The 25,861-nt window shown below is 64.1% G+C and carries 17 protein-coding genes and 2 pseudogenes; 10 read left to right on the top strand and 9 right to left on the bottom strand.

Features of this window, described 5'->3' with window-relative positions:
- Positions 1–142 precede the first annotated feature (142 nt).
- From MJ122_RS08070 to MJ122_RS08055, 4 genes are all read right to left on the bottom strand, one after another.
- A complete protein-coding gene (locus MJ122_RS08070; RefSeq protein WP_239743557.1) occupies positions 143–1,576 on the bottom strand; it encodes a mechanosensitive ion channel family protein in 1,434 nt (477 codons plus the stop codon).
- A gap of 226 nt (positions 1,577–1,802) precedes the next feature.
- Positions 1,803–2,726, bottom strand: a complete 924-nt coding sequence (locus MJ122_RS08065; protein ID WP_088416876.1) for an MBL fold metallo-hydrolase — start codon at positions 2,724–2,726, stop codon at positions 1,803–1,805.
- Between the two features lie 71 nt (positions 2,727–2,797).
- Positions 2,798–4,000: an NAD(P)/FAD-dependent oxidoreductase gene (locus tag MJ122_RS08060; protein ID WP_088416877.1), complete on the bottom strand. Its 1,203-nt coding sequence runs from the start codon at positions 3,998–4,000 to the stop codon at positions 2,798–2,800.
- 239 nt (positions 4,001–4,239) lie between these two features.
- Positions 4,240–4,626 (bottom strand): response regulator, encoded by a 387-nt coding sequence (locus MJ122_RS08055; protein ID WP_239743555.1) that lies wholly within the window; start codon positions 4,624–4,626, stop codon positions 4,240–4,242.
- Between the two features lie 352 nt (positions 4,627–4,978).
- Here MJ122_RS08055 and MJ122_RS08050 point away from each other — a divergent pair, with 352 nt between their 5' ends.
- Positions 4,979–5,908 carry a LysR substrate-binding domain-containing protein gene (locus MJ122_RS08050; RefSeq protein WP_088416879.1) on the top strand — a complete coding sequence of 310 codons (930 nt, stop codon included), beginning with the start codon at positions 4,979–4,981 and terminating at the stop codon, positions 5,906–5,908.
- A 13-nt stretch (positions 5,909–5,921) separates the two neighbouring features.
- Here the strand turns inward: MJ122_RS08050 and MJ122_RS08045 are convergent, their stop codons facing one another.
- Entirely contained in the window at positions 5,922–6,968 is a 1,047-nt protein-coding gene (locus tag MJ122_RS08045) for a helix-turn-helix domain-containing protein (protein WP_239743552.1), read from the bottom strand.
- A 242-nt stretch (positions 6,969–7,210) separates the two neighbouring features.
- Between MJ122_RS08045 and MJ122_RS08040 the strand changes: the two genes are divergently transcribed.
- Entirely contained in the window at positions 7,211–7,882 is a 672-nt protein-coding gene (locus MJ122_RS08040; RefSeq protein WP_239743551.1) for a response regulator, read from the top strand.
- 31 nt (positions 7,883–7,913) lie between these two features.
- Positions 7,914–13,400, top strand: coding sequence for a trifunctional serine/threonine-protein kinase/ATP-binding protein/sensor histidine kinase (locus MJ122_RS08035; protein ID WP_239743549.1), 5,487 nt, complete (start codon positions 7,914–7,916; stop codon positions 13,398–13,400).
- A 60-nt stretch (positions 13,401–13,460) separates the two neighbouring features.
- On the opposite strand, the gene MJ122_RS08030 is transcribed toward MJ122_RS08035, so the two are convergent.
- Complete coding sequence (locus MJ122_RS08030; protein ID WP_088417041.1) at positions 13,461–14,438, bottom strand: alpha/beta hydrolase; 978 nt, start codon at positions 14,436–14,438, stop codon at positions 13,461–13,463.
- 709 nt (positions 14,439–15,147) lie between these two features.
- Positions 15,148–15,846 (bottom strand): ion channel, encoded by a 699-nt coding sequence (locus MJ122_RS08025; protein WP_239743547.1) that lies wholly within the window; start codon positions 15,844–15,846, stop codon positions 15,148–15,150.
- A 309-nt stretch (positions 15,847–16,155) separates the two neighbouring features.
- On the opposite strand from MJ122_RS08025, the gene MJ122_RS08020 reads away from it, so the two are divergent.
- Entirely contained in the window at positions 16,156–16,551 is a 396-nt protein-coding gene (locus MJ122_RS08020; RefSeq protein WP_239743546.1) for a DUF4280 domain-containing protein, read from the top strand.
- A 6-nt stretch (positions 16,552–16,557) separates the two neighbouring features.
- Here the strand turns inward: MJ122_RS08020 and MJ122_RS08015 are convergent, their stop codons facing one another.
- Both MJ122_RS08015 and MJ122_RS08010 read right to left on the bottom strand, forming a co-directional pair.
- Complete coding sequence (locus MJ122_RS08015) at positions 16,558–17,103, bottom strand: toxin-antitoxin system YwqK family antitoxin (RefSeq protein ID WP_239743544.1); 546 nt, start codon at positions 17,101–17,103, stop codon at positions 16,558–16,560.
- A 10-nt stretch (positions 17,104–17,113) separates the two neighbouring features.
- A pseudogene (locus tag MJ122_RS08010) lies at positions 17,114–17,460 on the bottom strand (type VI secretion system tip protein VgrG); the annotation flags it as partial.
- A gap of 38 nt (positions 17,461–17,498) precedes the next feature.
- On the opposite strand from MJ122_RS08010, the gene MJ122_RS08005 reads away from it, so the two are divergent.
- The 6 genes and pseudogenes from MJ122_RS08005 to MJ122_RS07980 all read left to right on the top strand — a co-directional run bounded on the left by MJ122_RS08005 (position 17,499) and on the right by MJ122_RS07980 (position 25,803).
- Complete coding sequence (locus tag MJ122_RS08005; RefSeq protein WP_239743542.1) at positions 17,499–18,626, top strand: hypothetical protein; 1,128 nt, start codon at positions 17,499–17,501, stop codon at positions 18,624–18,626.
- A pseudogene (tssA, locus tag MJ122_RS08000) lies at positions 18,623–19,681 on the top strand (type VI secretion system protein TssA). The gene MJ122_RS08005 and the pseudogene tssA overlap by 4 nt, the downstream one beginning before the upstream one ends.
- Before the next feature lie 905 nt (positions 19,682–20,586).
- Entirely contained in the window at positions 20,587–21,852 is a 1,266-nt protein-coding gene (locus tag MJ122_RS07995; protein ID WP_239743540.1) for a cytochrome c, read from the top strand.
- Positions 21,849–22,334 carry a (2Fe-2S)-binding protein gene (locus MJ122_RS07990; RefSeq protein WP_239743537.1) on the top strand — a complete coding sequence of 162 codons (486 nt, stop codon included), beginning with the start codon at positions 21,849–21,851 and terminating at the stop codon, positions 22,332–22,334. The genes MJ122_RS07995 and MJ122_RS07990 overlap by 4 nt, the downstream gene beginning before the upstream one ends.
- Entirely contained in the window at positions 22,318–24,546 is a 2,229-nt protein-coding gene (locus MJ122_RS07985; protein WP_239743536.1) for a molybdopterin cofactor-binding domain-containing protein, read from the top strand. The genes MJ122_RS07990 and MJ122_RS07985 overlap by 17 nt, the downstream gene beginning before the upstream one ends.
- Before the next feature lie 144 nt (positions 24,547–24,690).
- The gene (locus tag MJ122_RS07980; RefSeq protein ID WP_239743534.1) at positions 24,691–25,803 is read left to right on the top strand and encodes an alkene reductase; all 1,113 of its coding nucleotides are present in this window, start codon (positions 24,691–24,693) and stop codon (positions 25,801–25,803) included.
- Positions 25,804–25,861: the final 58 nt, after the last annotated feature.

Here is a 25,861-nt window from a genome sequence, read left to right as displayed (position 1 = left end):
TTCAGTGGCCCTAACTTATCAGGCGCTAAAAGGGCATAGAGCAGTTGTCTTTCTAAGGTGAATTCTCAGTACACTCTTTGTTCTTCCTGATGATCTGCATAGCGCGGTGCGTGTTTGTCTATTGGCGAATGGCCTATTCCATTTATCTGCGCTGCAATAGCCAGCTCAGCAATCCTTTTTTCTTGGTCTCCACTGGCTTTTGCAGGATTACCGCCTCCCGGATCTCTTCACGCTGTTCCTGCAAGTGGCTGAGAGCTGACTGCAATTCATGTAGGTGTTCCAACTGGCTGCCGAACATATCTTTGCCAATGCGGAAGAACTGCCCGCTTGTGATGCTGCGAAATTCTCCCCTCGAGGGGTTGCCCGCGAGAATGCCTTCTTCTCCCATGATTTCACCTGGCCCCATGCGGCCTGCCTCGATGAGCTTTTCACCGTCGTGGATTGACACCGACATGACTCCAGTACTGATGATCATCAGGCAATCGGCTACCTCTCCGAAGCCCAGAACGACCTCGTCAGCCTGATAGTCGATCGGTGTCATTTCGTCAGCGAGACGGTCACGTTCATTGCTGCTCAACGAACGAAAAACCCGGACCTCCTCCAAAAGTCGGCGCTGGCGACTCCAGCGTGGATTTTCCGGATTATGTCCCCAGGTGACGCCGGCGGCTTCGAGGTGGCGGTGGGCGAGATCGAACATCATGTTGGAGACATCGTTCTTGTTCTTGGCCGATGCGACAAAACCTTTCAGCTCGTACTCCGTGTACTCCAGATGCGAGCTTTTGACCGAGACCTTGGCGGGGCGCGCTGACAGCAACGCCCTCGTTCCACGCAGGGTTTTTTCGAGGGCATCGATAGCGAGGCGCGGGCGCACACTGCTGGGTACCGCAATCACTGTTCGAATCCGATGTACATCACCTGGGCGACTCAGGTTAATAATCCTCGCTTTCGCTGCGACAGAGTTGGGTACCACAGCGATGCCGCCTTCGTCGGTCATCAGATGCGTCGACCGCCAATCGATCTCCACGACATGACCCTGCGTACCGTCGATGGAAATCAGGTCGTTGAGGTGATACGGCTTGGTGGTGTTGAGCACGATGCCGGAAAACACGTCACTCAATGTGCTCTGCACAGCCAGCCCCACAACGATTGCCATGGCTCCGGAAGTCGCCAGCAAACCCTTGACCGGCAACTGCAAGACATAGGCTGCAGCGCCGACGATCCCGATCAGGAAAATCGCCGCCCCCATCACATCATGCAGCAGTCGTGCGCTGTGGCCGCCACGTGCCGCCAGTCCATTGCCTAGGACAATGGTCACGGTTCTGGCGGCAAACAACCACCAGCCAATTCCCAGTATCGTACCCGTCAGCTGGAGAAGAGGGTCTTCCGGCCACAGTGGCGGTTGCAGCGGGCTGATACCGGCGTTGGTCAGGACCCAGCTGAAGGTGATGAATATGCTGATTCGCACGGACATCCGTACCTTGCGCCGTGAGGCATCGATCATTTGCCATAACGCCAGGTCAATGAGGATGAGAATGACGCCGCAGACCAGGGGATGATCTGGCACGAACGTGAACATAAATGAGCCCTCCACAGCCCTTCCGCCGTGTAGCCTCAAAGCTGTACATGGTTTCTGAACGACGGCTTATTCGACACTGATCTGCCACAGCCGGCGGCCAAAGCTGGGCAGGTTGGTCTGCTTAACCAGATGGCAAGCAAAGGGCATGCTCGGAAAGGTGGCCTCCACTTCGCTGCAGAACAGCAATGCGCAGCAACGAAAGGGAGGCCGGGGTTCGCTCGGGCTTTTAATAGTCCCAGAAGGCCGCGATCCAACGGAAGGCGTCGCCATCGACCGCAACCCGGCCAACGGAAGGGAAAGGCAGGTGCGTGGCGATGAACAGCTCGCCACTTTCCGCTGCGTCGCGCAGCAGGCGCACCCGCACCTCGTATGCCTTGTCCGGATCGTGCTCGAAGCCGTTGTGCCATTCCGGATGGTCGAAGGCCACCGGGAATAGAGCGTCCCCAGCGAAGGTCAGGCGCTCACCGGACGAGTCCACCTGAACGATACAGTGGCCGGGCGTGTGGCCCCCGGTCAGCTTGGCGACTACGCCAGGTGCCACGTGCTGCTCTTGCTCGAAGATATGCAGTCGATCCCCATAGTGAGCGAGGAATTCGTTGGCGGTGCGACGCAGGACGTCTGGCACGGGCTGCGGCATTACCGTCAGGCTGAAGTCAGGGATTTTCCAGAAGTCGACTTCGGTGGCCGTGACATGGATGCGAACGTCGGGGCGCAGACCGTTCTTCACCGTGTCGACCAGCAGACCGCCGACGTGGTCCATGTGCATGTGCGTGATGATGATGTCAGTAATTGACGAAAGCTCAACGCCGGCATCCTTCAGGCGCTTGGGGAACAGGCCGGCGCGGGGGAAACCGGGAAACTGGTTGCCCAGGCCGGCATCCACCAGGATGATCTGCTCGCCACTGCGGATCACCAGCACGTTCAGTGCCCAGTCGAACATGTCCGGGCCCAGGTGCATGTCCTTGAACCAGGCTGCACGCTCGGCAGGTGCGGCATTGATGGACATGGTCTCGGTCGGCAGCGGCAATACGCCGTCGCTGACCACCATCACATCGATGTCGCCCAGGCGCAGGGCGTAGCGCGAGGGCACCAACTCCTGGGCTGGTATGGCGCCGCTGGATGGGGCGAAGCTATTCAGGTACGTGGTCATGGTCGATCTCCTGTTATTTACCGTGTCATCAGGCGCAGGCACTGGCCGTTGGCGAGCGAGCGCAGTGCGGGTCACGCGACGGGGATCAGCGGGTCGGCGGCCGCCAGGGCGGAGCGGCGGTCGGCAGCCGGGGGATAGATCCACACAGTGTTGATCTGCGTCTTGAGTTCCTTGGCCTCAGCCTTCACCAGCTTCAGCTGTCGGTCCCAGCCTTCCGTGTACACCGCGCCCCAGGCGCCCAGGTCCAGGCAGGTGACGTACTTGGGTTGGCGGTACTGAACCGGGGCGAGGCCGAGAAGGTCGGCGGCGGCGTTGTTGCCAGCATGACGACCGAGGCTGATGGCGTGTTGGCAGGACATCGCGGCGAAGTTACCGAGGTCGTCAGTGGCCGCGTAGGCCACGTCGCCGGCGGCGAATACGTCGTCCTGGCCACGCACCCGGAGGTTACTGTCCACGTGCAGGCGGCCCTGGCTATCACGCTCGGCGCTGAGCTGCTCCGTCAATGGGCTCGCGCGAAAGCCGACCGTCCAGATCACCGTGTGGCTCTGGATGTGCCGACCGTCATCAAGGGTCACACCCTCGGCATCCAGAGCGACAACCGAGGCGCCGGTAATCCATTCGATGCCCAGGCTGTCGGAGGCTTCGATGATCGACGGACGGATACCATCGCCCATCAACGCGCCGATCCGCTCGCCACGTTCGACGATGATCACGCGCACATCCTCGTTTTCCCCCAGTACGGCGCGCAGGCGGGCAGGCATCTCGGTGGCCGTTTCAATGCCAGTGAAACCGCCACCGCACACCACTACCGTATTGCGTGCGGGGCTGGCAGGCCGCTGTCGCAGCGACAGCAGGTGGCTCTCCAGCTGCGCGGCCGACTCGATCTGGTCGACGTCGAAGGCGTACTCCTTCAGCCCCGGCACCGAGGGGCGGGCCAGTTGGCTGCCGCTGGCCAGCACCAGGCGGTCGTAGGTAAGTTCGGCGACTCGGCCGGAAGCGTCACGGTAGCCGACTTTGCGGGCCTGCTGGTCGATACGCTCGGCAGTGCCCTGGACGAACTGCACGCCCACCGCTTCGAATAGATCATCCAGCGGGGCGAACATGCTCTGCACATCGGGTTCGTAGAAGCGCGGGCGGATGCGCAGTTCTGCCTGAGGTGCAAGCAGGGTGATCTGCACGTCCTGGCGGCCATGCTTGTCCAGCAGGCGAGCTGCGCTCAGCGCACTCCACAATCCGCCGAATCCTGCGCCGATGACCAATATTCGCTGTTGCATGATTTGCTCCCGAAGATGAAGACGCACAATGAGCGTGAGGTTTGCGTTGCAGCCGGTCCGATGCGTCCTGCTCACGAAAGAAGGTCTTCGCGCAGTGGGCTGGTCCGCTGTGGGAGTCATGCTAGGGGGGCGCGCGTCGTCCGACACTTCTACCTGCAGTCGGTGAACCGATGCGTTGGTGGCATGGACCTATACCTGGGTATAACGTCCGTGCTGCTGTCTGAACGAGTGCTGGGGGCTCATTGGCCGAGAGCCATGGCCACGCATTGGAGCAGGTGCTCGCTGTCGAACGGTTTGGGCAGGCAGGCGACCACGCCATCATGGCCGATAGCGGAAGTCGGCAATGCCTCGATGAAGGCACTGATGAAGATCGTGGGGATGCGCAGCCCCATGGCCCTGAGGCGCGTATGCATCTGCAACCCGTTGATACCGGGCATCTGCAGATCGGAGATCAGGCAAGCGCAGGTCGGTGCGGTTTCGCTGCCAAGGAATTGCGCGGCATCGGCGAAGAGCAGGGGCCGGTAACCGCTGGCGCGTAGCAGACTTTCCAGTGCGCTGCGAAGCGACTCGTCATCGTCGACGATGGCGACAACGGGCGTCGCGCGGACCTGCGTTTGCTGGGGCATCTTGGCTCGCTTGAGACTGCGCCTCTTCTTTCAGTCACGATACGCCCACCGCCGGAACAAAGAAGTATACCTAGGTATAGAGGTCAGGTTCTGCGCTACCGCAATGAGCGCGTTTCGGAAGGGCGTTCGGGACGGTGGCCGAGCGCGTCCTCGTGCATGATTCGATACGTCGGGTGCAGTGTACTCATACCTGTGGACAGGGTATCCGGGTCCATGGATAGGCCCGTCAAGCCGCTTGTACAACAGACAACCTCCAAGCCGATTTCTAGCCTGCGACATATCCCTGGCGGATGGCGTTGCCTTTCTGCCTTGCGGTTTTTGTTCGATTCCACATCACCCGGCGGCGGACACCATGAACAGACACGAGTTGCGACATACGGATATCAATCTGCTGGTGGTTTTCGAAACCATGATGCGCGAACGCAGTGTCACGCGTACCGGTGAGCTGCTTTTCGTCAGCCAGACCACCATCAGCAGTGCCTTGGGGCGACTGCGCGCCCTGTTCAATGACCCGCTGTTCGTTCGCGTCGGCCGCATGATGGAACCCACTGCGCGTGCCGAGGCGATTTACACCCGGCTTGCTCCGGCGCTGGACGGAATTGCCGTGGCCCTGAGCTTCAGCGAGGCGTTCGACCCTGCCACCAGTCAGGCGTCCTTTCATGTAGGGCTTTCCGATGACGTGGAGTATGCACTGCTGCCTGAATTGCTGGCGCGTTTGCGTCGGGAGGCACCGGGCATCACGTTGATCGTCCGGCGGGTAGAGCATTTCCAGCTGGCACGGCTTTTCGAGAGCGGAGAAGTCTCGGTCGCCATCAGTCCAGCACAGGAACTGCCTGCCAACGCCCATTGTCGCGACTTGCGCGCCGTGCGGCCGATGCTCCTGCGCTGCGCTACGGCATCCGGGCCTCTGGACCTGGACGGCCTCTGCAGTCATCCGCAGGTGGTCGTGTCGTCCATGGGCAAAGTCAGTGACGAGTTGGACCTTGCCCTGGATCGGATGGGCCGGCAGCGCAAGGTCGTACTGGCGGTTCCGCAATTCAGCGCCTTGCCCGCTCTGTTACGGGGTACGGAGCTGGTGGCGCTGGTGCCGGAGTATGTCGCGCAAGCCATGGTACGGCATCCCGGCCTGCGGGCGGATTTCCCGCCACTGGACCTCCCTGCGCCGCAATTGTCGATGGCCTGGCGTGGAATCAGTCATACCGACCCACGGGAATGCTGGTTGCGCTCCCGGCTGTATCGCTACCTCTGCGAGCAGGCTGAACGCGAAGCCAAGGTGGCCTGATATGACGTGGCGCTCAATCGTCGCGGGTGAACCGCTGCCGATAGTCGCGCGGCGACACCGACAGGTTGCGCTGGAAAACGCCACGCATCCGCTCCTCGTTTCCGAAGCCGCACTGGCGCGCCACTCGTTCGAGCCCCAGAGTCGTATCCTCCAGCAGGCGGCGGGCCGCTTCGAGCCGAAAAAGCTCGATGGCCTTGGACGGCGTGCGCCCTGTGCTGGCCTTGTACAGACGGGAAAAATTGCGCGTGCTCATGCACGCCTGTTCTGCGAGTGTCTCCACGGACAGCGAAGGATCGCCTGCATGCTCTGCGAGCCACAGATGCAATTTATCGAAAGGAGCTGTTTCGCCGGACTGGGCCTGCAGCAATCTGCTGTATTGCGCCTGGCCGCCGGGACGCCGCAGGTAAACCACCAGCTCCCGCGCCACCGCCATCGCCACCTCGCGTCCGCAGTCTTCCTCGACAAGGGCCAACGCCAGGTCGATGCCTGCGCTCACGCCTGCGGAGGTCCATATTCGTTCCTGTCGGACGAAGATCGCATCGGCGTCCACCCGGATCTTCGGAAAGCGCTGTTGTAGCGCGTCGCACATGGCCCAGTGGGTAGCGGCGCGCAGCCCATCGAGCAAGCCGGCCTGGGCCAGTAGGAACGCCCCGCTGCAAACGGCGGCGACCCGCCGCACGGCGGCAGCGTTGCCGGCGATCCAGGCAACCAGCTCGGCATGGCGGTCGAGGGTGCGACAGATGTCAGGAGCCCCCGGAACGATCAGTGTATCGAGGCACGCGAGGTTCATCTGCTCCAATGGCTGAGTGGTGACACAGAGGCCTTCGGCAGTGGCGACCAGCTCTCCACTCAGGCTGGCGGTTGCCAGGCGGTAACCAGGCAAGCTGCGTTCGGCAAGTGCTCGGCTCGCTGCCCAGAATACTGTTTGCGCTCCGCTCAGATCGAGCAGGCCCATCTGGGGGTAGGCAATGAAGACGATCTCGCGCTCGGCAACAACTGCCGGGCGAAGATTATTTTGCGCAAGGGCGCGGGTGGATTCCAGTGGTTGGGGAGGTGACATCATCGTGCCTTGGCGGAGCTGGCCAAAATGGCGGAATACCCGTTGTATTAACGCAATGCAAGCGTCGCGCAGTATTGGCGGAAAATCCACGTTATTTGGCCTGGCGTTGCCGTGACTGCCAAGTTAGCTTCGGACGCTTTGCCAGTTGTAACCGGCGGTCAGTGGACGGGGTGGGCGGCAGTGGCCGCCATTGCACCATGGACTAGATTTTTTGCGCACGTTGGCCACAGGAGGGAACAAAAATGAGTGGGTCGCAACCAGGGGGAAACGCCCGCACCGGTACGTTGGGTGATCCGGTGGTTTATGTGGTCGATGATGATGAGTCGATGCGTTTTGCCCTGACCGGGCTGTTGCGCTCCATTGGCCTGCGGGTCGAGGCATTCGAATCCACCGAGCAATTCCTGGCCTTTCACCGGCCGGCGGCGCCCAGTTGCCTGGTTCTTGACGTACGCCTGCGCGGGGAGAGCGGTCTGGCCTTTCAGGAACGGATCGACAAGGCAGGCTTGCGCATACCCATCGTGTTCATGACCGGCCACGGCGACATCGCCATGACTGTCAAGGCGATGAAAGCCGGCGCGGTGGATTTTCTCGCCAAGCCATTTCGTGACCAGGACATGCTCGATGCGGTGGCCAGCGCCCTGGCCAGAGACGGTGAGCGGCTGGCTGCAGAACAGAGCAGCGCCGGCCTGCGCCAAGCCTATGCGGGACTCACGGCGCGCGAGCGCGAGGTGATGGGCTTCGTCGTCGGCGGGCTGATGAACAAGCAGATTGCGGCCGAGCTGAATCTCAGCGAGGTCACCGTCAAGGTTCACCGCGGGCAACTGATGAGGAAGTTGTCTGCCCGCTCCGTAGCGGACCTGGTCCGCAAGGCTGAAGCCCTGGGGATCGCTCCGCAGCTTCGTTCGCCCTTCTGAACGTACGATTGGCCCGCTTGGGGAGATTGGCATGCCTGCAATACCGCAGCGGCTCTGGGACGATGGCGAGCGTATCTTCGGCCGAGGCCCGCATCCCCGTCACGAAGACCGCCTGGTTCTGACCGCGCGACCTGCCGCGGACTCGCCCTCCGCAGCCAGCCTTGAGCGGTTGAATCATGAATTCGCCTTGCGTGACGAGTTGGACGAAGCCTGGGCTATTCGACCGCAAGAGCTGCTGCATGAGGGTGGGCGCCCCCTGTTAGTGCTTCGGGACCCAGGGGGAGAGCCGCTCTCGGCATCGCTGGGCACCGCCATGCCACTGGAGCGCTTCCTCCGTCTGGCGATCGGCATCGCTCATGCCTTGGCACGCTTGCATCAAGCCTCATTGCTGCACAAGGACATTAAACCCGCGCATATTGTTGTGGACTGCTCCGATGGCCGGCCGCGCTTCACGGGTTTCGGCCTAGCCTCGCGGCTGCCGCGCGAGCGTCAGACCCCGGAGCCGGCGGAGACCCTGGCCGGAACCCTGGCCTATATGGCACCTGAGCAGACCGGGCGGATGAACCGCTCGATCGATTCGCGCAGCGACCTCTATGCGCTGGGCGTGACCTTCTACCAGATGCTTACTGGCGAGTTGCCCTTTGCTGCCTGCGACGCCATGGAATGGGTGCACTGCCATATCGCGCGCCAGGCGGTGGCGCCCGAGCGGCGAGTGCCGAGCTTGCCCAAGGTGTTGTCGAGCCTGGTGATGAAGTTGCTCGCCAAGACCGCCGAAGACCGATACCAGAGTGCCGCGGGAGTTGAACAGGACCTGCGCCGCTGCCTGGCCGACTGGGAAGCCGGTCGTGTCCTGAAAGAATTTGCGCTGGATGAGCACAGTATTCCGGATCGGTTATTGGTCCCCGAGAAGCTCTACGGCCGTGAACAGGAGGTGGCCTCGCTAGTGGCGGCCTTCGAGCGCAGCGTCTCCGGCGAGGTGTGCGGGTTGCTGCTGGTCAGCGGCTATTCGGGGATCGGCAAGACCTCGGTGGTCAGTGAGCTACACAAGGCTCTGGTGCCACCTCGCGGCCTGTTCGCCTCGGGGAAGTTCGATCAATACAAGCGAGACATCCCCTATGCCACCCTCGTGCAGGCGTTCCAGCAATTGGTTCGCATGCTGTTGGGCAAGAACGATCGGGAACTGACGCAATGGCGCTCGGAGCTGGAGCAGGCCCTGGAAGGCGAGGGGCAGCTGCTGAATGAGCTGATTCCGGAGCTGCGCCTGATCATCGGCGAACAACCGGAGCTGCCAGTACTCGAACCGCAGCAGGCGCATCGGCGGTTCCTGCGGCTGCTGAAGCGTTTCATCGGCGTCTTCGCCCGGCCGGAACACCCCCTGGCGCTGTTCCTGGATGATTTGCAGTGGTTGGACGCTGCTACCCTCGATCTGCTTGATGATCTCCTCTCCAGCGCGGAGCTTCGTCATGTGATGCTCGTGGGGGCATACCGCAGCAACGAAATCGACGACAGCCACCCGCTCAGCGTGACCCTGCGCCGACTGGCCTCGGCGCAAGTGCGCATCGAGGAGATCCAGCTGATGCCGCTGAAGCGGCAACATCTCGAGCAGATGATCGCTGAGGCACTGCATTGTCGCGTTGAACAGATCCGCCCCCTGACGCTGTTGGTGCACGAGAAGACTGCAGGCAATCCTTTCTTCGCCATCCAGTTTCTCCATGCCCTGGTCGAGGAGGGGCTGCTGAGCTTTGACTACGAGTTCCGCCAGTGGCGTTGGGATGCCGCGCTCATCCATGCCAAGGGCTATACCGATAATGTCGTCGACCTGATGCTCGGCAAGCTGGCGCGCCTTCCTCAGCAGACGCAACACGTGCTGCAGCAGCTTGCCTGCCTCGGCAACCTGGCCGATTCCGGCACGCTTGCCAGCGTTCTGGATATGCCGCGAGCACAACTGCACCAGGCGCTCTGGGAAGCCATCCGCCAGGAGCTTGTGGAGCGTCAGGAGGGCGCCTACGCCTTCGCCCATGACCGCATCCATGAAGCGGCCTATTCGCTGATTCCACAGACAGAGCGAGCTGCTGCACACCTACGTATCGGGCGGCTGTTGGCCGCCCATGTATCGCCCCGGCAGCGTGAGGAGGCAATCTTCGAAATTGTCGGCCAGCTCAATCGAGGCATGGAGCTGATCAATGCAGCAGTCGAACGCGAGCGGCTGGCTGAACTCAACCTGCTTGCGGGACAGCGCGCCAAAGCTTCCGCGGCCTATGCAGCGGCCCTCAGTTATTTCGCCACCGGAGCGGAACTGCTTGATCGGACTGTCCGGCGCGAGCGCCGTGACCTCTTGTTCGCCCTGGAGCTGGGGCGCGCGGAATGCGAGTTCGCCACCGGGCTGTTGGCGGCTGCGGAGAAGCGCCTGGAGGGGTTAGGCGACGTCGCCCAGGGCACCGCTGAGCAAACCGTGGTGGCCTGCTTGCTGGTTGATATCCACCTGCTGACGGACCGTCGGGATCAGGCGGTCGTGGTCTGCCTGGACTCCTTGCGCCGCCTGGGCATCGATTGGCCGCCCCATCCAGGCGACGAGGCCGTTCAGGAAGAGTACGAGCGGATCTGGACCCAACTGGCCGGGCGTCCCATCGATCAGCTCGTCTCGCTGCCTCCGATGAGCAATGCCAGGGCCCTGGCCTGCATGGAGATACTCACCACCCTGTTCTCGCCGGCACTGCACACCGATGAAAACCTGGCGTGCCTCACCATTTGCCGAGCCATCACCTTGAGCCTGGAGCACGGCAACAGCGATACGTCCAGCGTGGCTTATGCCAACATTCCGCGCATTGCCGGCCGGCGCTTCGGCGATTTCCAGGCGGGCTTTCTCTTCGGTCAACTGGGTTGTGATCTGGTCGACCGGCGCCGGCTGCAGCGCTACGAGGCGCGGACGTATCTTGCCTTCGCCCTGTTCGTTGCCAGGTGGGCGAAACCCGTGCGCGATTGCAGCCTTATCCTGCACCGGGCCTTCAACGCAGCGAATCGTGTGGGAGACCTGCCGTTCGGGGCATTCTCCTGCAACATCCTGGTTTCCAACCTGTTCTTCGCCGGCCTGCCGCTGGCCGAGGTGGACGCAGAGGCGGAACGGAGCCTGGCCTATGCGAAGAAGGTCCGCTTCGGTCTGGTCATTGCGTTTTTGGAAAATCAACTAGCGATTATCCGCATGCTACGTGGCGGCACGCTTGAATTCGGGTGCATGGACACTCCTAACTACAGCGAGGCGGCTACAGAGCGAGGCTTGGAAAATTCCTCCAAGGTGCTCGCCTGCTGGTACTGGGTGCGCAAACTGCAAGCTCGCTACCTGGCCGGCGACTATCGAGCGGCCCTCGAGGCGGCTTCGCTGGCCGAGCCTTTGCTGAACACCTCCGACTCCTTTCTGGAGGAAGCCGAGTATCACTTCTTCACGGGGCTGGCCCTGGCTGCGTCGGGCGCGGAGTATCCCCTGGTCGAGCTGTGTGCCAGGCTCTCGGCGCATCGGCAGGCCCTGCAGGTCTGGGCGCGGCTCTGCCCGCAAAATTACACCTGCCACATCCTGTTGTTGGATGCGCAGATCGCTCACCTCGAGCGGCGCGATAGCGATGCCGAGGCGCTACACGAGCGGGCCGTGCGATCAGCGCAGGAAAGCGGATTCCTGCAGGTAGAGGCGCTCGCCTACGAAGCGGCCGCCCGACATTACGCCATACGTGGGCTGGACAGGGTGGCAAGGCTCTACTGGCAGGAGGCTCGGGACTGCTTCCGACGCTGGGGAGCGGAGGGCAAGGTGCGACAGCTCGATGCTATGCACCCCCTGCTGGACCACGAGTCGGCTGGTGCGCAGCACACAGCGACCATAGCGGCGCCCATGGAGCAGCTTGACCTGGCAACGGTGCTGAAGGTCCTGCAGACCGTCTCAGGGGAGATCGTCCTGGAACGCCTGGTGGACAGCGTCATGCGCACGGCCATCGAACAGGCCGGCGCCGAACGGGGAGTGCTGCTGCTTTGTGGCGACGGGCAGCCGCGTATCGCTGCTCAGGCCAGCGTAGATGGAGCCGAACCCCAAATGTCTGCGGACCAGGGGCAACTGCCGGACGGGCTGTTGTCGGAAACAGTGCTCTACCAGGTGCTGCGCACGCAGCAGACGCTGGTTCTCGACGATGCTCTGGTTGCGCCCGAATTTGCAGGCGACCCCTACCTGCGCCGGCGGGGCGTGCGATCTGTCCTTTGCCTTCCGTTGGAGAGTCAGGGGCAGGTCAGCGGGGCGCTCTATTTGGAGAACAATCTGACTGCCCGGGCCTTCAGCCCTGCGCGCACGGCGGTCCTCAAGCTGGTGGCATCGCAGGCGGCGATTTCCCTGGAGAAGGCTCGGCTGTATCGAGACGTTGCCGAGCGTGAGGCGCGGATTCGCCGGTTGGTGGATGCCAATATCATCGGCATCATCGTCTGGAATGCCGAAGGTGAAATCCTCGACGCCAACGATGCTTTCCTGCGGATGCTCGGTTACCAGCGCGAGGACCTGGTTTCCCGGCAATTGCGCTGGCGCGACCTGACGCCACCGGAGTTCCTCGAAGAAAGCGAGCAATCATTGCTCGTAGCGGTGCGACATGGCAGCGCGCCGCCATTCGAAAAGGAATACTTCAAGCGAGATGGCAGTCGTCTGCCGGTAATTATCGGTCTGGCGCCGTTCGAGTCAGGCAGCGGAGAGGGCGTGGCCTTCGTGTTGGACCTGAGCGAGCGCAAGCGCGCCGAGGAGCTGGTGCGCGAAGGTGAACGTCGTTACCGCGAGGTACAGGCAGAACTGGCGCATGCCAACCGAGTGGCGACCATGGGACAGTTAGTGGCGACCATCGCCCACGAGGTGAACCAGCCGATTGCCGCCACGGTCACCAATGCCAACGCGGCGCAGCGCTGGCTTGATGCGCAGCCGCCTGACCTGGGCGAGGTCGGCCAAGTGCTTGGCCGCATTGTCCGCGACGCCAATCGGGCCGCCGACGTGCTCAAGCGCATCCGCGAACTGCTGCGCAAGACACCTTCGCGCAAGGGGGCGTTGGACATCAACGGGGCAATTCAGGAGATGGTCGAACTCACCCGTGGGCAGGTGCTCAAGGGCGGCGTGCGGTTGCACCTGCGCCTCGTGGCCCCCTTACCAGCCGTGGCGGGAGATCGGGTAGAGCTTCAGCAGGTGCTGCTCAACCTCATCCTCAATGCCGTTGAGGCCATGGCCGCGGTCGAGCAGGGTACGCGTGATCTGGAAATCAGCACCCAGCCCGATATTGACGGTGGCGTACTGGTCCAGGTCTGCGACACGGGACCTGGATTCGCCGCCGAAAATGCAGAGCAGATCTTCGCCCCGTTCTACACCACCAAACCCACTGGCCTGGGTATGGGACTGTCCATCTGCCGCTCGATCATCGAAGCCCATGGAGGCCGCCTCTGGGCCGCAGCGAACCAACCCCGCGGAGCGGTGGTGCAATTCGTCGTACCGATCCACCTGGCCGAGGCATGAAGCGACAAGCAACGCCTGAAACGGCTCGAAGAGAACTCCTTCGAGCCGCGCCTTGGCGAGTCACTTCTGAATGAAGGCGAGAAGATCCGCATTGATGATCTTCGCATGGGTCGTGCACATGCCATGGGATAGCCCGGGGTAGGTCTTGAGCGTCCCATGGCGCAGCAGCTTGATAGTCAGGCGCGCTGAGTCGTCGATGGGCACCATCTGGTCATCTTCCCCATGCATCACCAAGGTTGGCACTCGGATCTGTCGCAGGTCTTCGGTGAAATCGGTTTCGGCGAAGGCTTCGATGCAATCGTAGTGAGCCTTTGCTCCGCCACTCATGCCCTGGCGCCACCAGTTGTCGACCACCGCCTGGGAAATCCTCGCCCCTGGCCGATTGAAGCCGTAGAACGGACCTTCGGCTACCTCGCGGTAGAATCCCGCGCGGTCCGTCGCGAGCGCCTCGCGGAAGCTGTCGAAGAGCTTGAGCGGAAGTCCGCCAGGGTTCTTCTGCGTGCGTAGCATCAGTGGCGGGACGGCGCCGATCAGTACTGCCTTGGCAACGCGGCCGATACCGTGCTGCGCCACATAGCGGACCACCTCGCCACCACCGGTGGAATGACCGACATGGACGGCGTTCTTCACTCCAAGATGCGCCATCAGTTCGGCCACGTCGGCTGCATAAGTGTCCATGTCGTTGCCCTCGGCCGTTTGCGAGGAACGCCCGTGTCCACGCCGATCATGGGCGATTACGCGGTAGCCCCTTGAGAGAAAGAACAGCATCTGGTTATCCCAGTCGTCTCCCGAAAGTGGCCAGCCGTGGTGGAAAACGATGATCGGGCCGCTGCCCCAGTCCTTGTAAAACAGCCTTGCGCCGTCACGCAGCGTAAGATAGCCCGAGCCCTGGCTCGCGCCGCGATTGGTCTTCGCTGTGGCGGCCTGGGTTCTGCTCGATTGGCCCACCAGGGCCGGCACCGCCACCGCCAGGGTGGCGGCCGCCAAGCCAGCGCTCATGAGTGTTCGGCGGGTGGTTCCTTTGGTTTCTTCGGTCATGCTGAAAGCTCTCATCAGGATACCGCTCATGCGGCGAGTGCGACCGACCCGCAATGCTGAGAGCGTGAAGACCACCTGCTCGAAAGCCTTGCCGTCGATAGGCCAACCCTATTCGCGCGCTGTTGTCGCCACCATCGTCCATGGGTATCGCAGGGCCATACCTTGGTTTGCGGCTTGGTGCGATAGCTGACCGGACGTCAGCCCAGCCACTTTGAAGATTTATGGAGCTTCTTAGAACGGCTCTCTTCGAGGGAGAGCATGTACCTGAGGAAGCGTCGAGAGCGTTCGACCTGACTTCCTCAGGGGGAGCCGATCAGGGACCAGGATGCGAAGTCACTGACTAATCCCTCATGCCATGGAGACGGAACGTCCGCTTCTGGCCTTGTGCTGCCCCTCGTGATAGGTATTTGCCGACCGAGGCTGTGTAAAAATGCGCGCTCATATTCGAGGCTCACGTCGCTACGTAAAATTTGCGGAGGTTTTCTAGGCTGAACCGGCTGTAATTCGCGAGGAAGCGCACAATTCATTCGCTTTTTGAGCAGTCCCGATTCTCGAAAGCGTTTTACACAGCCTGGACCCAAAACCGACCACGATGCACGAAAGAGGCGTTGCTCAAGCACTCCTAACTGCGAATTGGTCAGGCACCCCGCATAGAATATGTCCGAGTGTCCCTTGCCAATACCTGACGGTGGCGCCGGTGGATCGAACGTTACTTGGCCACATTGGATGGATAGAGGCCGGCCAGCCGAGCGATCAGGACGCCTACGTAGAAGACCCCTGAAAACTCTTCGAGCATCACCAGCGAGCGGGCGTGATTGGTCAATGGGATGACATCGCCGTACCCAGTGGTCGTGAGGGTCGTGAGGCTGAAATAGATCAGCCTGAAGAACGTGCCCGTCTGCGTGAAATCGAGCTGGCCGGGGCCGAACGAGTTGGCATTGGCTATCTCCAGCAGGGCATACATGAAGGACCAGACGAAGGCCAGCATGATGTACCCCGCAAGGGCGCCATGCAGCTTGTCGGCCGTGATGGGGCCGCGTCGCAGGATATAGCGAAGCACGCCGCTGAACGAGATCGCCAGAGAGGCCACATAAGCCAGTCCGGCCAGGTTGAGCAATGCGATGCTTCCACTCCACAGCGCCGACCATTGAAGGCCCACCCCTACCAATGCCAGGATCAGCTTGAGGATGAACCCCCAGTGCGTCTGCCGGATGGCGAGTGCGCCCACGAGCAGCACGATCGAAAACAGCAGTCCGAGCAGCGTGCGGGCGAGTAGGCCTTCCTCCAGGAACGGAAACAAAAGGGTCAGGCCAAGCAGGAGCAGCAATAGATAGGTGCAGGGCCCCAGGCCTATTACCAGCTGCGCCAGATCCTCCTCGGTCTCGCTCTTGTCCTGCGGATTCGGCATGTCGGCTTCCTGATGGTTTTACGAACGCCAAGCCCCTGAGGGCGCCGGGTTGCAATTCGGCCCGGCTTTGGAGGTTTCGGTAGATGGCAAGTCTAGTTGAGGGGACTCGGAAAGGGCGCGAACGGCTCAGCTGTCTCCGAAAGGCTGCTTCTGGCCGGTTGCAGCCGCCAAGCACAAGCGCCGGCCAGCCTTTTGTACGTAAACCTGCCTTTGCGCGCGGTGGCGTTTAGAATCACCATATCTGGCCAATTCATCTTCAACTGCGACACGCCGATAGGGTTGTCAGGCAAAGGTAGGCGAGGTGATGTCATGGGCTGTCCCCAGGTGTGTAGCGGTGCGACGCTGCAGTGCAGTTTCGGTATCGCTCCGTCGGTGCTCAATGTTCTGCCGGTCAATCGCACCCTCACCGGTGGTATGCCGGCGGCCAACCTGCAGGATCACATCCCCCTGCTGAATATCTTGCCCTTCGGCATGTGCACCAGCCTGGCGAATCCGACGGTGGCCGCCGCTACTGCAGCCGCCCTCGGTGTACTGACCCCAATGCCCTGTATACCGGCCACTGCAGCGCCGTGGATACCTGGCGGGCCGCCCACGATGCTCCTGGGTGGCGTACCGGCGTTGGATGCCAACGGCACTCTGATGTGCACCTGGGGCGGGGCGATCAAGGTGGTGTTTCCCGGCCAGGTGCAGATGCTGATTCCCTGACGCCGCTCAGGCCTCGCTGGCCTCGCCACGGCCGCCCAGCCACCAGCGCAGGCGCGAGATCGGCTTGCCGTTGTGGTCCTGCGGGCGACCATCCTCGGCATAGGCGCGCGGTTGATCCTGCGGCGCACCTTTCGCATAGCGAGCTTCCTGCGCCAGTTGGCCGTTACCGTGGAAGCGGCGGAACGGTCCTTCCAGAACGCCTTCGCGGTAGAAGGCCTGCTCGGCAAGCGTGCCATCGGCGAGGTAGCTACAGGCCTCGCCGTGCATTAGGCCGTCGCGGTAACTCACCTTGCGTTGCAGCCAGCCTTCGGTCGAGAAGAAGCGAGCCTCGCCCTGCAGGCGTCCGCGTATGTAGGGCAACTGCGCACTGACCTGGCCGTTGGGGTGATAGAGGGTGCTGGTGCCGTGCAGTTCGCCTTCCCGATAGTCCAGGCTGGCCTGCGGGCGGCCTCGCTCGCTGATGCGCAGCGGGCCTTCCAGCCCGCCGTCCTGCAGGCGGCCCTGCAGGGCGCTGTCGCCGCGTTTGAGGTCGAGGCTTCCACTGTTGGCCATGTCGTCGTCCTCAGTTGACCTTCACCAGGCCGCCCTTGAGGGTCAGCATGCCGCCACCGTCCACCGTCCACCGTCCACCGTCTGCTCGGCGGCGGCCTTGTTGGTGAGGCTGACACCGGCGTCGTTGGTCAGGGTGGTGCCGGCCTTGTTGGTGAGCGAGGTGCCCGCCTGGTTGGTCAGGGACGTGCCCGCCTTGCTGGTTACCGAGGTGCCGGCCTGGGCGGCGAGGTCGGCGTCGGTCTTCAGCGTCAGGCTGCCTCCGCTCTGCAGGGTGAGGGTGCCGCTGACCTTGATGGTGAGGTTGCCGTCCACCGTCAGCTCGAAGTTGCCGCTCACCTGGTGGCTGTAGTTGCCGCCAGGACCTCAAGCGCAATCTCGTCCAGCAGTTCGAGACCATGCTCGCGCTGAGCGAAGAGCATGCGCCAGCGCTGACTTGGCTGCGTGACCGGGGCAATCTCGGCTTCTCGGACCAGAACAAAGTTCGGCGCTTCACCGACCTCAGCGATGAGCTGGCCAAGTACAAGGCGCAGAACCCGACCAGCTCACCGATGCTGCTCGATCAGTTGGTGACCCGCGACTTCGTGGAAATGGATGCCGCCACCTGCGGCAACATCCTGCGTACTTCGGCGCTGGGGGCCGGGCAGGGCGACGTGGCGCGCTTCGCCCGTGGCCTGCACGCCCAGGCGCAGCAGCGCCGCCTTGAGCTGCAGCAAAAGGAAGCCGCCCAAGCCTGGGCGGCCATCGCGGACTACTTCAACCAATACCTGGCCAACCGCTTCCTCTTCGCCTACAGCCTGCAGGCGGAGGATGCTGACCCGGCGCGGGTGCAACACCTGGTAGAGCTGCTCGACCAGAATCTGGAGCGGGCCCAGGAAGGCCTGAAGCTCAGCCAGTCGGTGGACCGGGCGGCTGCCGCGGACTTCCTCCATCGCCTGCAGCTGGCCAGGGCCTGGATGGGGCCGCTGTTCCAGCGCGACAAGGGCGGATCGCAGGGTGTCGACCTCGACGTGCGCTGGCGGACGGATCGCGAGGCCGAGCGCGGCGCTGACCAGGTGATCGCCTGGACGCTCTACGCGGCTGATCGTCCGCTGAGCTTCCCCGGCAGCGACAGCCAGCGTCTGCACTGGAATGTCGGCGAACCGATGAAGCTGATGCTGCGCTGGGCCAAGGACAGTCCGCAGCGGCCGGACATCGACCCGCAGCAGGCGAGCATGGCGGTAGCGGACCTGGAGGTGGGATGGGAGTACGGAGGGCCCTGGGCGCTGATGCGCCTGCTGCGTTCGCACCTGATCCTGCAGCGCCAGCCCAGCACCGACTACACCGATTTTCCGCTCGCGCTGCAGATACCGGTCAGGGCGCCGAACAGCCGCGAACCCGAGGCACGGATGTTCCTGCGCATCTCGTTAATGACCCAGGACGCCAAACAGCCCTTGTCCGTCCAGCCGTTGCCCGTACGCGCGCCGTGCACGCCCTTCAGCGGTATCGGCGTGACGACTTTTGCCGACGTTCAGGAGTTGCCATGATTTCAGACGAGGCGCTGCAGGCGCTCCTGCAACCTCTGCCCGGCGAGGCGCCATGCGGAGAGTCGCTGCGCCATGACCCGGTGATGGATCGCCTGCGCGAACTGCGGCGCGAGGAGGATACCGAGCTTCCCGCCGGCGTTTGGAAAGCGGAGCCTAAACGCGCGGATTGGCTGGCCCTGGCTGCGCTGGCCGAAGAGGTACTGGTGCAGCGAAGCAAAGACCTGACCATCGCAGGTTTTCTAGGTGAGGCCTGAATCGTCAGCCATGGCCCGGCCGGTCTCGCCGCGGCACTGGGGCTGCTGGCCGACCTTTGCGATGCATTTCCCGAACAACTGCACCCGCAGGCCACCGATGGCGACCAGGAGTGGCGCGCTGCACCGCTTGCCTGGATGGCTCGGCGCTATGACGAACTCCTGCTCACCCGCGTGCCGCTGTGCAGTGGCTTGCCGCAAACCACTCTGCATGGCTGGCAGGAGCTGCAGCGGCGGCAGGTGCAGGTCAGCGACAACAAGGTCGACAAGGTGGCCGCGGAGAACGCGCGCCAGGAGCAGAAACGGCTGAACGAATCGATCCGCAGCGGTGCGGTGAAGGGGTGGGCGGCGATACAGGCCCAGCTGGACGGCGCGGCCGGTCACCTGCGACGTCTGGATGCCTGGTGCGACCGCCAGCTCGGCGACGCAGCGCCGAGCCTGCATCGACTCGCCGCGTCCATCGACGCTTTCAGCAACGTCATCCAGGGATGCAAGGCCATGGCCCCACAAGAGCTCGTACCCACCGACGCGGCGGACACTCCCCCAGAACCCGAGTCGGCTCTTGCCTCCTCACCCAGTTCGCTACCCCCAGGCGGCGCTCCGCAGAGTCGCGAGGAGGCCTACCGCCAGCTCTCCGCCATCGCCGAGTACCTGGCGCGTACCGAGCCTCACAGCCCGGTGCCTTACATCATTCGCCGGGCGGTGGAGTGGGGCGGCATGCCGCTGAGTGCGCTGATGGACGAACTGGTGCACGCTGATCCGGAGGCTCGCAGGGTGTGGGTCATGCTGGGGGTGCTGCGTTAGGCACAGTCACGGCTCTGACCTGCGTCGATGATATAGGCGCGCCGTGCAATTGATTGGCCGGATCATTGGGATTTCCTGCGGAAGTGGGGGCGCTTCAAGCGGCGCGAAGCGGAATGATCGACGGTCGGGCGACCGCCAGAACGATGCTTGCGGCCAGCAGATACAGCCCCATCACAAAGAGCAGGCTGTAGCTCGCTCCGTCACTGGCGAAATATACCGAAGGCCAATCCCTCCACGACATGGACGGCTCGGTTGCTCAATCCGCATCTCGAATTGCCGGGGTGCGGATTTTTTGTCGTTGGCTACGTACCAATTGAAGGTGGCTTCTGGCCGATAAGTGCCCAGTTCGAGAGGCAGCTACCGACCCAATGCGGAGTCGGATGCTTAGGGTGCAGACGTCATCCTAAGCGGTGCGCGAAGGCCATGCTCGATAACAATTGAGGCCACGAGGGCCTTGTCCCGCCCTGCGGGCGATCGTGACCGTGTCTGCGCCAATCGGGCTGCCGTCAGCAAACGGACCGCGCTTGCTGATCCATTGGCGCCAGCGTTCATCGCGGACCTTCATAGGATTTAACGAGCTTTAACTCGCCCTCAGCACCGGCGCCCCGCAAAGATGCCGCAGGCGGGGAACGGCATCCTGCTGTCTCGCGCGCGGGCCATCGCGTCCACGCGCCACGACCTGCCTTCGCGACGCGCCCGACGTAGTGCGCTGATGCATGCCAGCAAGCATTGCGCGTGGCGCAACGCGGTTTTGCTCGGTGGGGCGATATTCCAATCAGGATGCGCTCCCTACCATTCGAGCCGGCATGCCGCGGTTGTCGGAGTCAAGAGCCACTCCACGCGACGCGGCCAGGAAACGGGAACACGCGCGGTGCGGTATCCATGGATTGCGAAGGGGAGTGCTGATGACGCGAAATACGATCTGGACAGGCCTGGGCGCCCTCGCGGCGATGGGCGTCGCCCTGGCCTTCGCCATCCTCTGGCGACCCGCCATCGCGCCGCGGGGGGAACTCACCGCGGCGTCCCAGGAGCAGATCCGCCGGGGCAGCCTCGTGGTGGAGGCCGGTGATTGCGCGGTTTGCCACACCAGGCCCGGCGGGGCCTACCTGGCGGGAGGCCTCGGCCTGGTCACACCGTTTGGCACGCTGTACAGCACCAACATCACCCCGGACGCCCGCACCGGCATCGGCCAATGGTCGTTCGAAGCCTTCGAGCGGGCGATGCGCCACGGCATTTCCCGGGACGGGCATTTTCTCTATCCGGCCTTTCCCTACGTCCACTATCGCCGGATGACCGACGCCGACCTGCGCGATGCCTATGCGTACCTGATGAGCGGCCCGCCGGTGAACGCTCCGGCGACGGACAACCAGATGAATTTCCCGATGAACATCCGGCCGCTCGTGTCGTTCTGGAACATCCTCTTTTTGCGGGGAGAAACCTCGCCCCACGACGCCACGCGATCCGCGCCATGGAACCGTGGCCGTTATCTGGTGGAAGGCGCGGGCCACTGCGCGGCCTGCCATTCGCCGCTCAACCTGCTGGGGGCCGAAACCTCCGGCGAGCAACTGGCCGGCGGGGTCGTCGATGGCTGGGAGGCGCCCGAGCTGCGTGGCATGGCCAGCGCCCCGGCGCGGTGGACCCGCGAGCAACTGGTTGCCTACCTGCGCGGCGACGTGGCCGCCGACCATGGCGCTGCGGCGGGGCCGATGCGCCCGGTCAGTCTGGGGCTCGCGCGCCTGCCCAGCGCCGACGTGCAGGCCATCGCGGAGTATCTGCTGAGCCTGCCGCCGGCCCGCGCCAGTGCCGTTTCGCCAGCGCCGCGGCAGACTCCGGCCGAACCGCAGCAGGCCCAGGGCGCCGCACTGTTCCAGGCGTCCTGCGCCGGCTGCCATGACGATGCCGCGCCGATGCGCCAGATCGATGCGCGCCCGGCGCTCGCCATGACCTCCGCGCTGCGCGCCGACAGCCCGCGCAATTTCATCAAGACCGTCCTCGAAGGCCTGCCCTCCACGCCGGGCCAGGCCGGCCCGGCCATGCCGCCGTTCGCCGCGAGCCTGGACAACCGCCAGCTTGCGCAACTCGCGGCCTATCTGCGCGCCAAGGCCAAGCCGCAGCAACCTTGGCAGGACCTTTCAACCACCCTCGATGCCCTACGGGAGCAGACGCCATGACTCAGACCACGCTGACGGTGAACGGCGAGCCGCACACGCTCGACCTCGATGAGGACATGCCGCTGCTCTACGCCCTGCGCAATCACCTGGGGCTCAACGGCGCGAAATATGGTTGCGGCCTGGGGCAGTGCGGCGCGTGCACGGTGATCGTCGACGACAAGCCGGTGTTCGCCTGCCTAATGCCTTGCTCGGGGCTTGCCGGCAAGTCGATTCGCACCGTGGAAAGCCTGGGAAGCGCCGAGCGGCCCGGCCCGCTGCAGCAGGCCTTCATCGATGAGCAGGCGGCGCAATGCGGCTATTGCATCGCCGGCATGCTGATGCGCGCGCAGACCTTGCTCGAGCGTAATCCGCACCCGAGCGAGGAAGACATCCGCGCGTACATGGCGACGAACCTGTGTCGCTGCGGAACCCATCTGCGCATCGTGAAGGCCATCCGCCACGTCGCCGAACAAGGAGTTATGCCCCATGAAAACCGCCGCTGAGCTGGATTACTCCCGCCGTGCGTTCCTGCGCGGCGGCGCATTGGTGGTGGCCTTCGCACTGCTGCCCACGGCACGTCGCGCCCTGGCCGACACCGAGGTGGACACGCTGGGCACGCAGGTCCTGGCGCCGGACCTGCCGGGCAGCCTGCGCACCAACCCGTACCTGGATGCGTGGATTCGCCTCGACGCCGAGGGGATCACCGTGTACACCGGCAAGGTCGAGCTGGGCACCGGGGTGCGGACCGCGCTGCTGCAGATCGCCGCGGAACGCCTGGAGGTCGATCCACGCGCGATCCAGCTGATTACTGCGGACACCGCACTGACGCCCAACGAGGGCTATACCGCTGGCAGCCACAGCATCTTCGACAGTGGTACGGCGCTGTTCAATGCGGCGGCGCAGGTCCGCCAACTGCTGCTGGAGTCGGCGGCGCGCCAATGGCATGTCCCGGTCGAGCAGCTGTCCACGCGCGAGGGTGTCATCCTGGCGCCCGATGGCCGGCGCATGGCCTACCACGACGCCGTGGCGGGCGTGGACCTGCACCGCTATGCCGGCCGCGAGTCCCCCGCGAAACCGGCGGGCGAATTCCAGGTGATCGGCCGCTCGCTCCCGCGCCTGGATATTCCCGCGAAGGTCAGCGGAGGCGAGGCGTTCGTCCAGGACCTGCGGTTGCCGGGCATGCTCCACGCCCGCGTCATCCGGCCGCCGCGTCCGGGGGCCCGGCTCGCCGACTTCGACGCCGAGCGCCTGAGCCGCCTGCCCGGTGTGGTCGAGGTCATCCGCGACGGCAACTACCTCGCCGTGGTCGCCAAGGACGAATGGCAGGCGATCAAGGCCATGCGGGTGGGGTACGAGGTGGCGCAATGGATGGGAGGCGACGTCATCCCGGACGAGCGCACGATCCATGAACTGCTGCCGCGGCTGGAAGCCAGAACATACCCGATTCGCCAGGAAGGCCAGCCGGCGGTTGCCGCTGCGAAGGCGCAGTACCGATTGCGCGTCACCAAGCAGTACCTGATGCACGGCTCCATCGGGCCGTCCTGTTCGGTGGCCTGGTTCAAGGACGGGGTGCTGACCGTCTGGACCCACACCCAGGGCGTCTACCCGTTGCGCGCCGGGCTGGCCGAAATGCTCGGTCTGCCCCTGGAGCGGGTGCGCTGCATCCATAGCGAGGGCGCCGGCTGCTACGGGCATAACGGTGCGGACGATGCCGCGGCGGACGCCGCGCTGATCGCCATGAAAGTCCCCGGCGTGCCGGTCAGGCTGCAGTGGATGCGCGAGCAGGAGAACCTCTGGGAGCCCTACAGCTCGGCGATGATCACCGAGGTGCAGGCCACGCTGGACAGCGAGGGCCGCCTGGGTGACTGGCGCGGCGAGCTGTGGACGACACCGCACAACGAGCGAATCGTCAATGCCGGCCGGCTGATCCCCGCGCGCCTGCTGGCACGGCCCTTCGCCTCGGCGCCATCGATCCCCATCGCCCAGCCCGAGGGGGACGGCGACCGCAATGCCGTGCCGCTGTACCGCCTGGGCTCGACGCGCATCGATATGCACTTCATCACGCAGATGCCGTTCCGAACCTCGGCCATGCGCTCGCTCGGGGCGCACATCAATGTCTTCACCATCGAGGCCTGCCTGGACGAACTGGCCCGACAGGCCGGGGTGGACGCCGTGCAGTTTCGCCTCGACCACCTCGACGATCCTCGCGCCCGGGCGGTGGTGGAGCGCGCACGCGACGCCTTCGGCTGGCCGCGCAAGGCTGCGGAGGCCGGCTCAGGCGTCGGTTTTGCCTTCGCCCGCTACAAGAACATCATGGGTTACTGCGCCATTGCCGTGCAGGTGAGGGTGCACCCGCAGACCGGGGAGGTGAAGGTCAGGCGGGTGGTGACCGCCGTGGATGTCGGGCAGATCGTCAGCCCCGACGGGCTGCGCAACCAGGTCGAAGGCGGGATCGTCCAGTCCACCAGCTGGAGCCTCTATGAGGCGCTGCGCTACGACCCCGGTGGCGTCCGCAGCTACGACTGGAGCGGCTATCCGATCCTGCGCTTCCCGCAGTTGCCCGAGCAGGTCGAAGTCCACCTGCTGGACCAGCCCGGCCAGCCGTTCCTCGGCGCTGCGGAGATCGTCCAGGGGCCGATGGCCGCCGCCCTGGGCAACGCCCTCGCCAACGCCACCGGCCAGCGGCCGCTGAACCTGCCGCTGGCCCGCGGCTGAGCGCTGTCGGCGCGCATGCAGGTTATGTGCGCAAAGCATTGCGCCACGCGCAATACGGTTGAGCCGAGGCAGCGGATTATCAAGGCGGCGGGGGTTTCCTAGAGTGGCCAGCAACCAGCAACCACCCTCAGGAAACCACCCGAAATGACCCAGCCCCTGTTCCAACCCATCCAGCTCGGCACCCATACCCTGGCGCACCGCATCGCCATGGCGCCCCTGACGCGTTCGCGCGCCGGACAGCCGGGCGATGTGCCCACCGCGATGAACGTCGAGTACTACCGCCAACGCGCCAGCGCGGCGCTGATCATCACCGAAGCGACGCAGATATCCCGCCAGGGCCAGGGCTACGCGTGGACGCCGGGCATCTACAGCCAGGCGCAGATCGAAGGCTGGCGGGACGTTGCGCAAGGCGTGCACCGCGAAGGCGGGCTGATCTTCATGCAGCTCTGGCACGTAGGCCGCGTGTCGCACCCGAGCTTCCAGCCCGACGGCGGCCTTCCCGTCGCGCCCAGCGCGCTGCCGGTGCCCGGCAAGACCTTCATCGTGGGCGCCGATGGCGCCGGTACCTGGAGCGACGTACCGGTACCGCAGGAGCTGACGCTCGACGGCATCCGCGACATCATCGAGGATTACCGCGTGGCGGCGCGCAATGCCATCGCGGCGGGCATGGATGGCGTCGAGATCCATGCCGGCAACGGCTACCTGCTCGACCAGTTCATCAACAGTGCCAGCAATCGGCGCCAGGACCAGTACGGCGGCACCATCAAGAACCGCACGCGCCTGGTTCTGGAGATCATCGCGGCGGTGGCGGCGCAGATCGGCCCGCAGCGTGTCGGAGTGCGCCTGACGCCGATGGGCCGCTTCATGGGAATGGGCGACGACACCCCGCACGACACCTTCGGCTACCTGGTCGAGCGCCTGAACGAGATGTCCCTGGCTTATCTGCACCTGGTCGAGCCCGCCATAGTCGGTACGGTGCGGGATGAGCAGGTCGACCCCGGCTGGGATGCCATCATCCGGCAGTTGCGCGAGTCCTGGGACGGCGTGCTGATCCTCGCCGGTGGCTACGATTCGACGACCGCCGCGCAGGCGGTGGCGGATGGGCGCGCGGACATCATCGCCTTCGGTCGCCCGTTCCTGGCCAACCCGGATCTGCCTCGGCGAATCCGCGAAAGCCTGCCGCTGAATACGCCCGATCCGGCGTCGTTCTTCGGGGGCGATGAGCGGGGGTATATCGACTATCCCGCCCATCCATGAGGTGTCGGCCAGCCCTGCACGCGCAGGGCTGGCTTGCTTCAGGGGCCCAGAACATCGC

The organism is Pseudomonas sp. DP-17 (assembly GCF_022380625.1).
In the GTDB taxonomy this organism is placed as follows: Bacteria; Pseudomonadota; Gammaproteobacteria; order Pseudomonadales; family Pseudomonadaceae; genus Pseudomonas; species Pseudomonas nitroreducens_A.
This window is presented reverse-complemented; position numbering and strand designations above follow the sequence as displayed.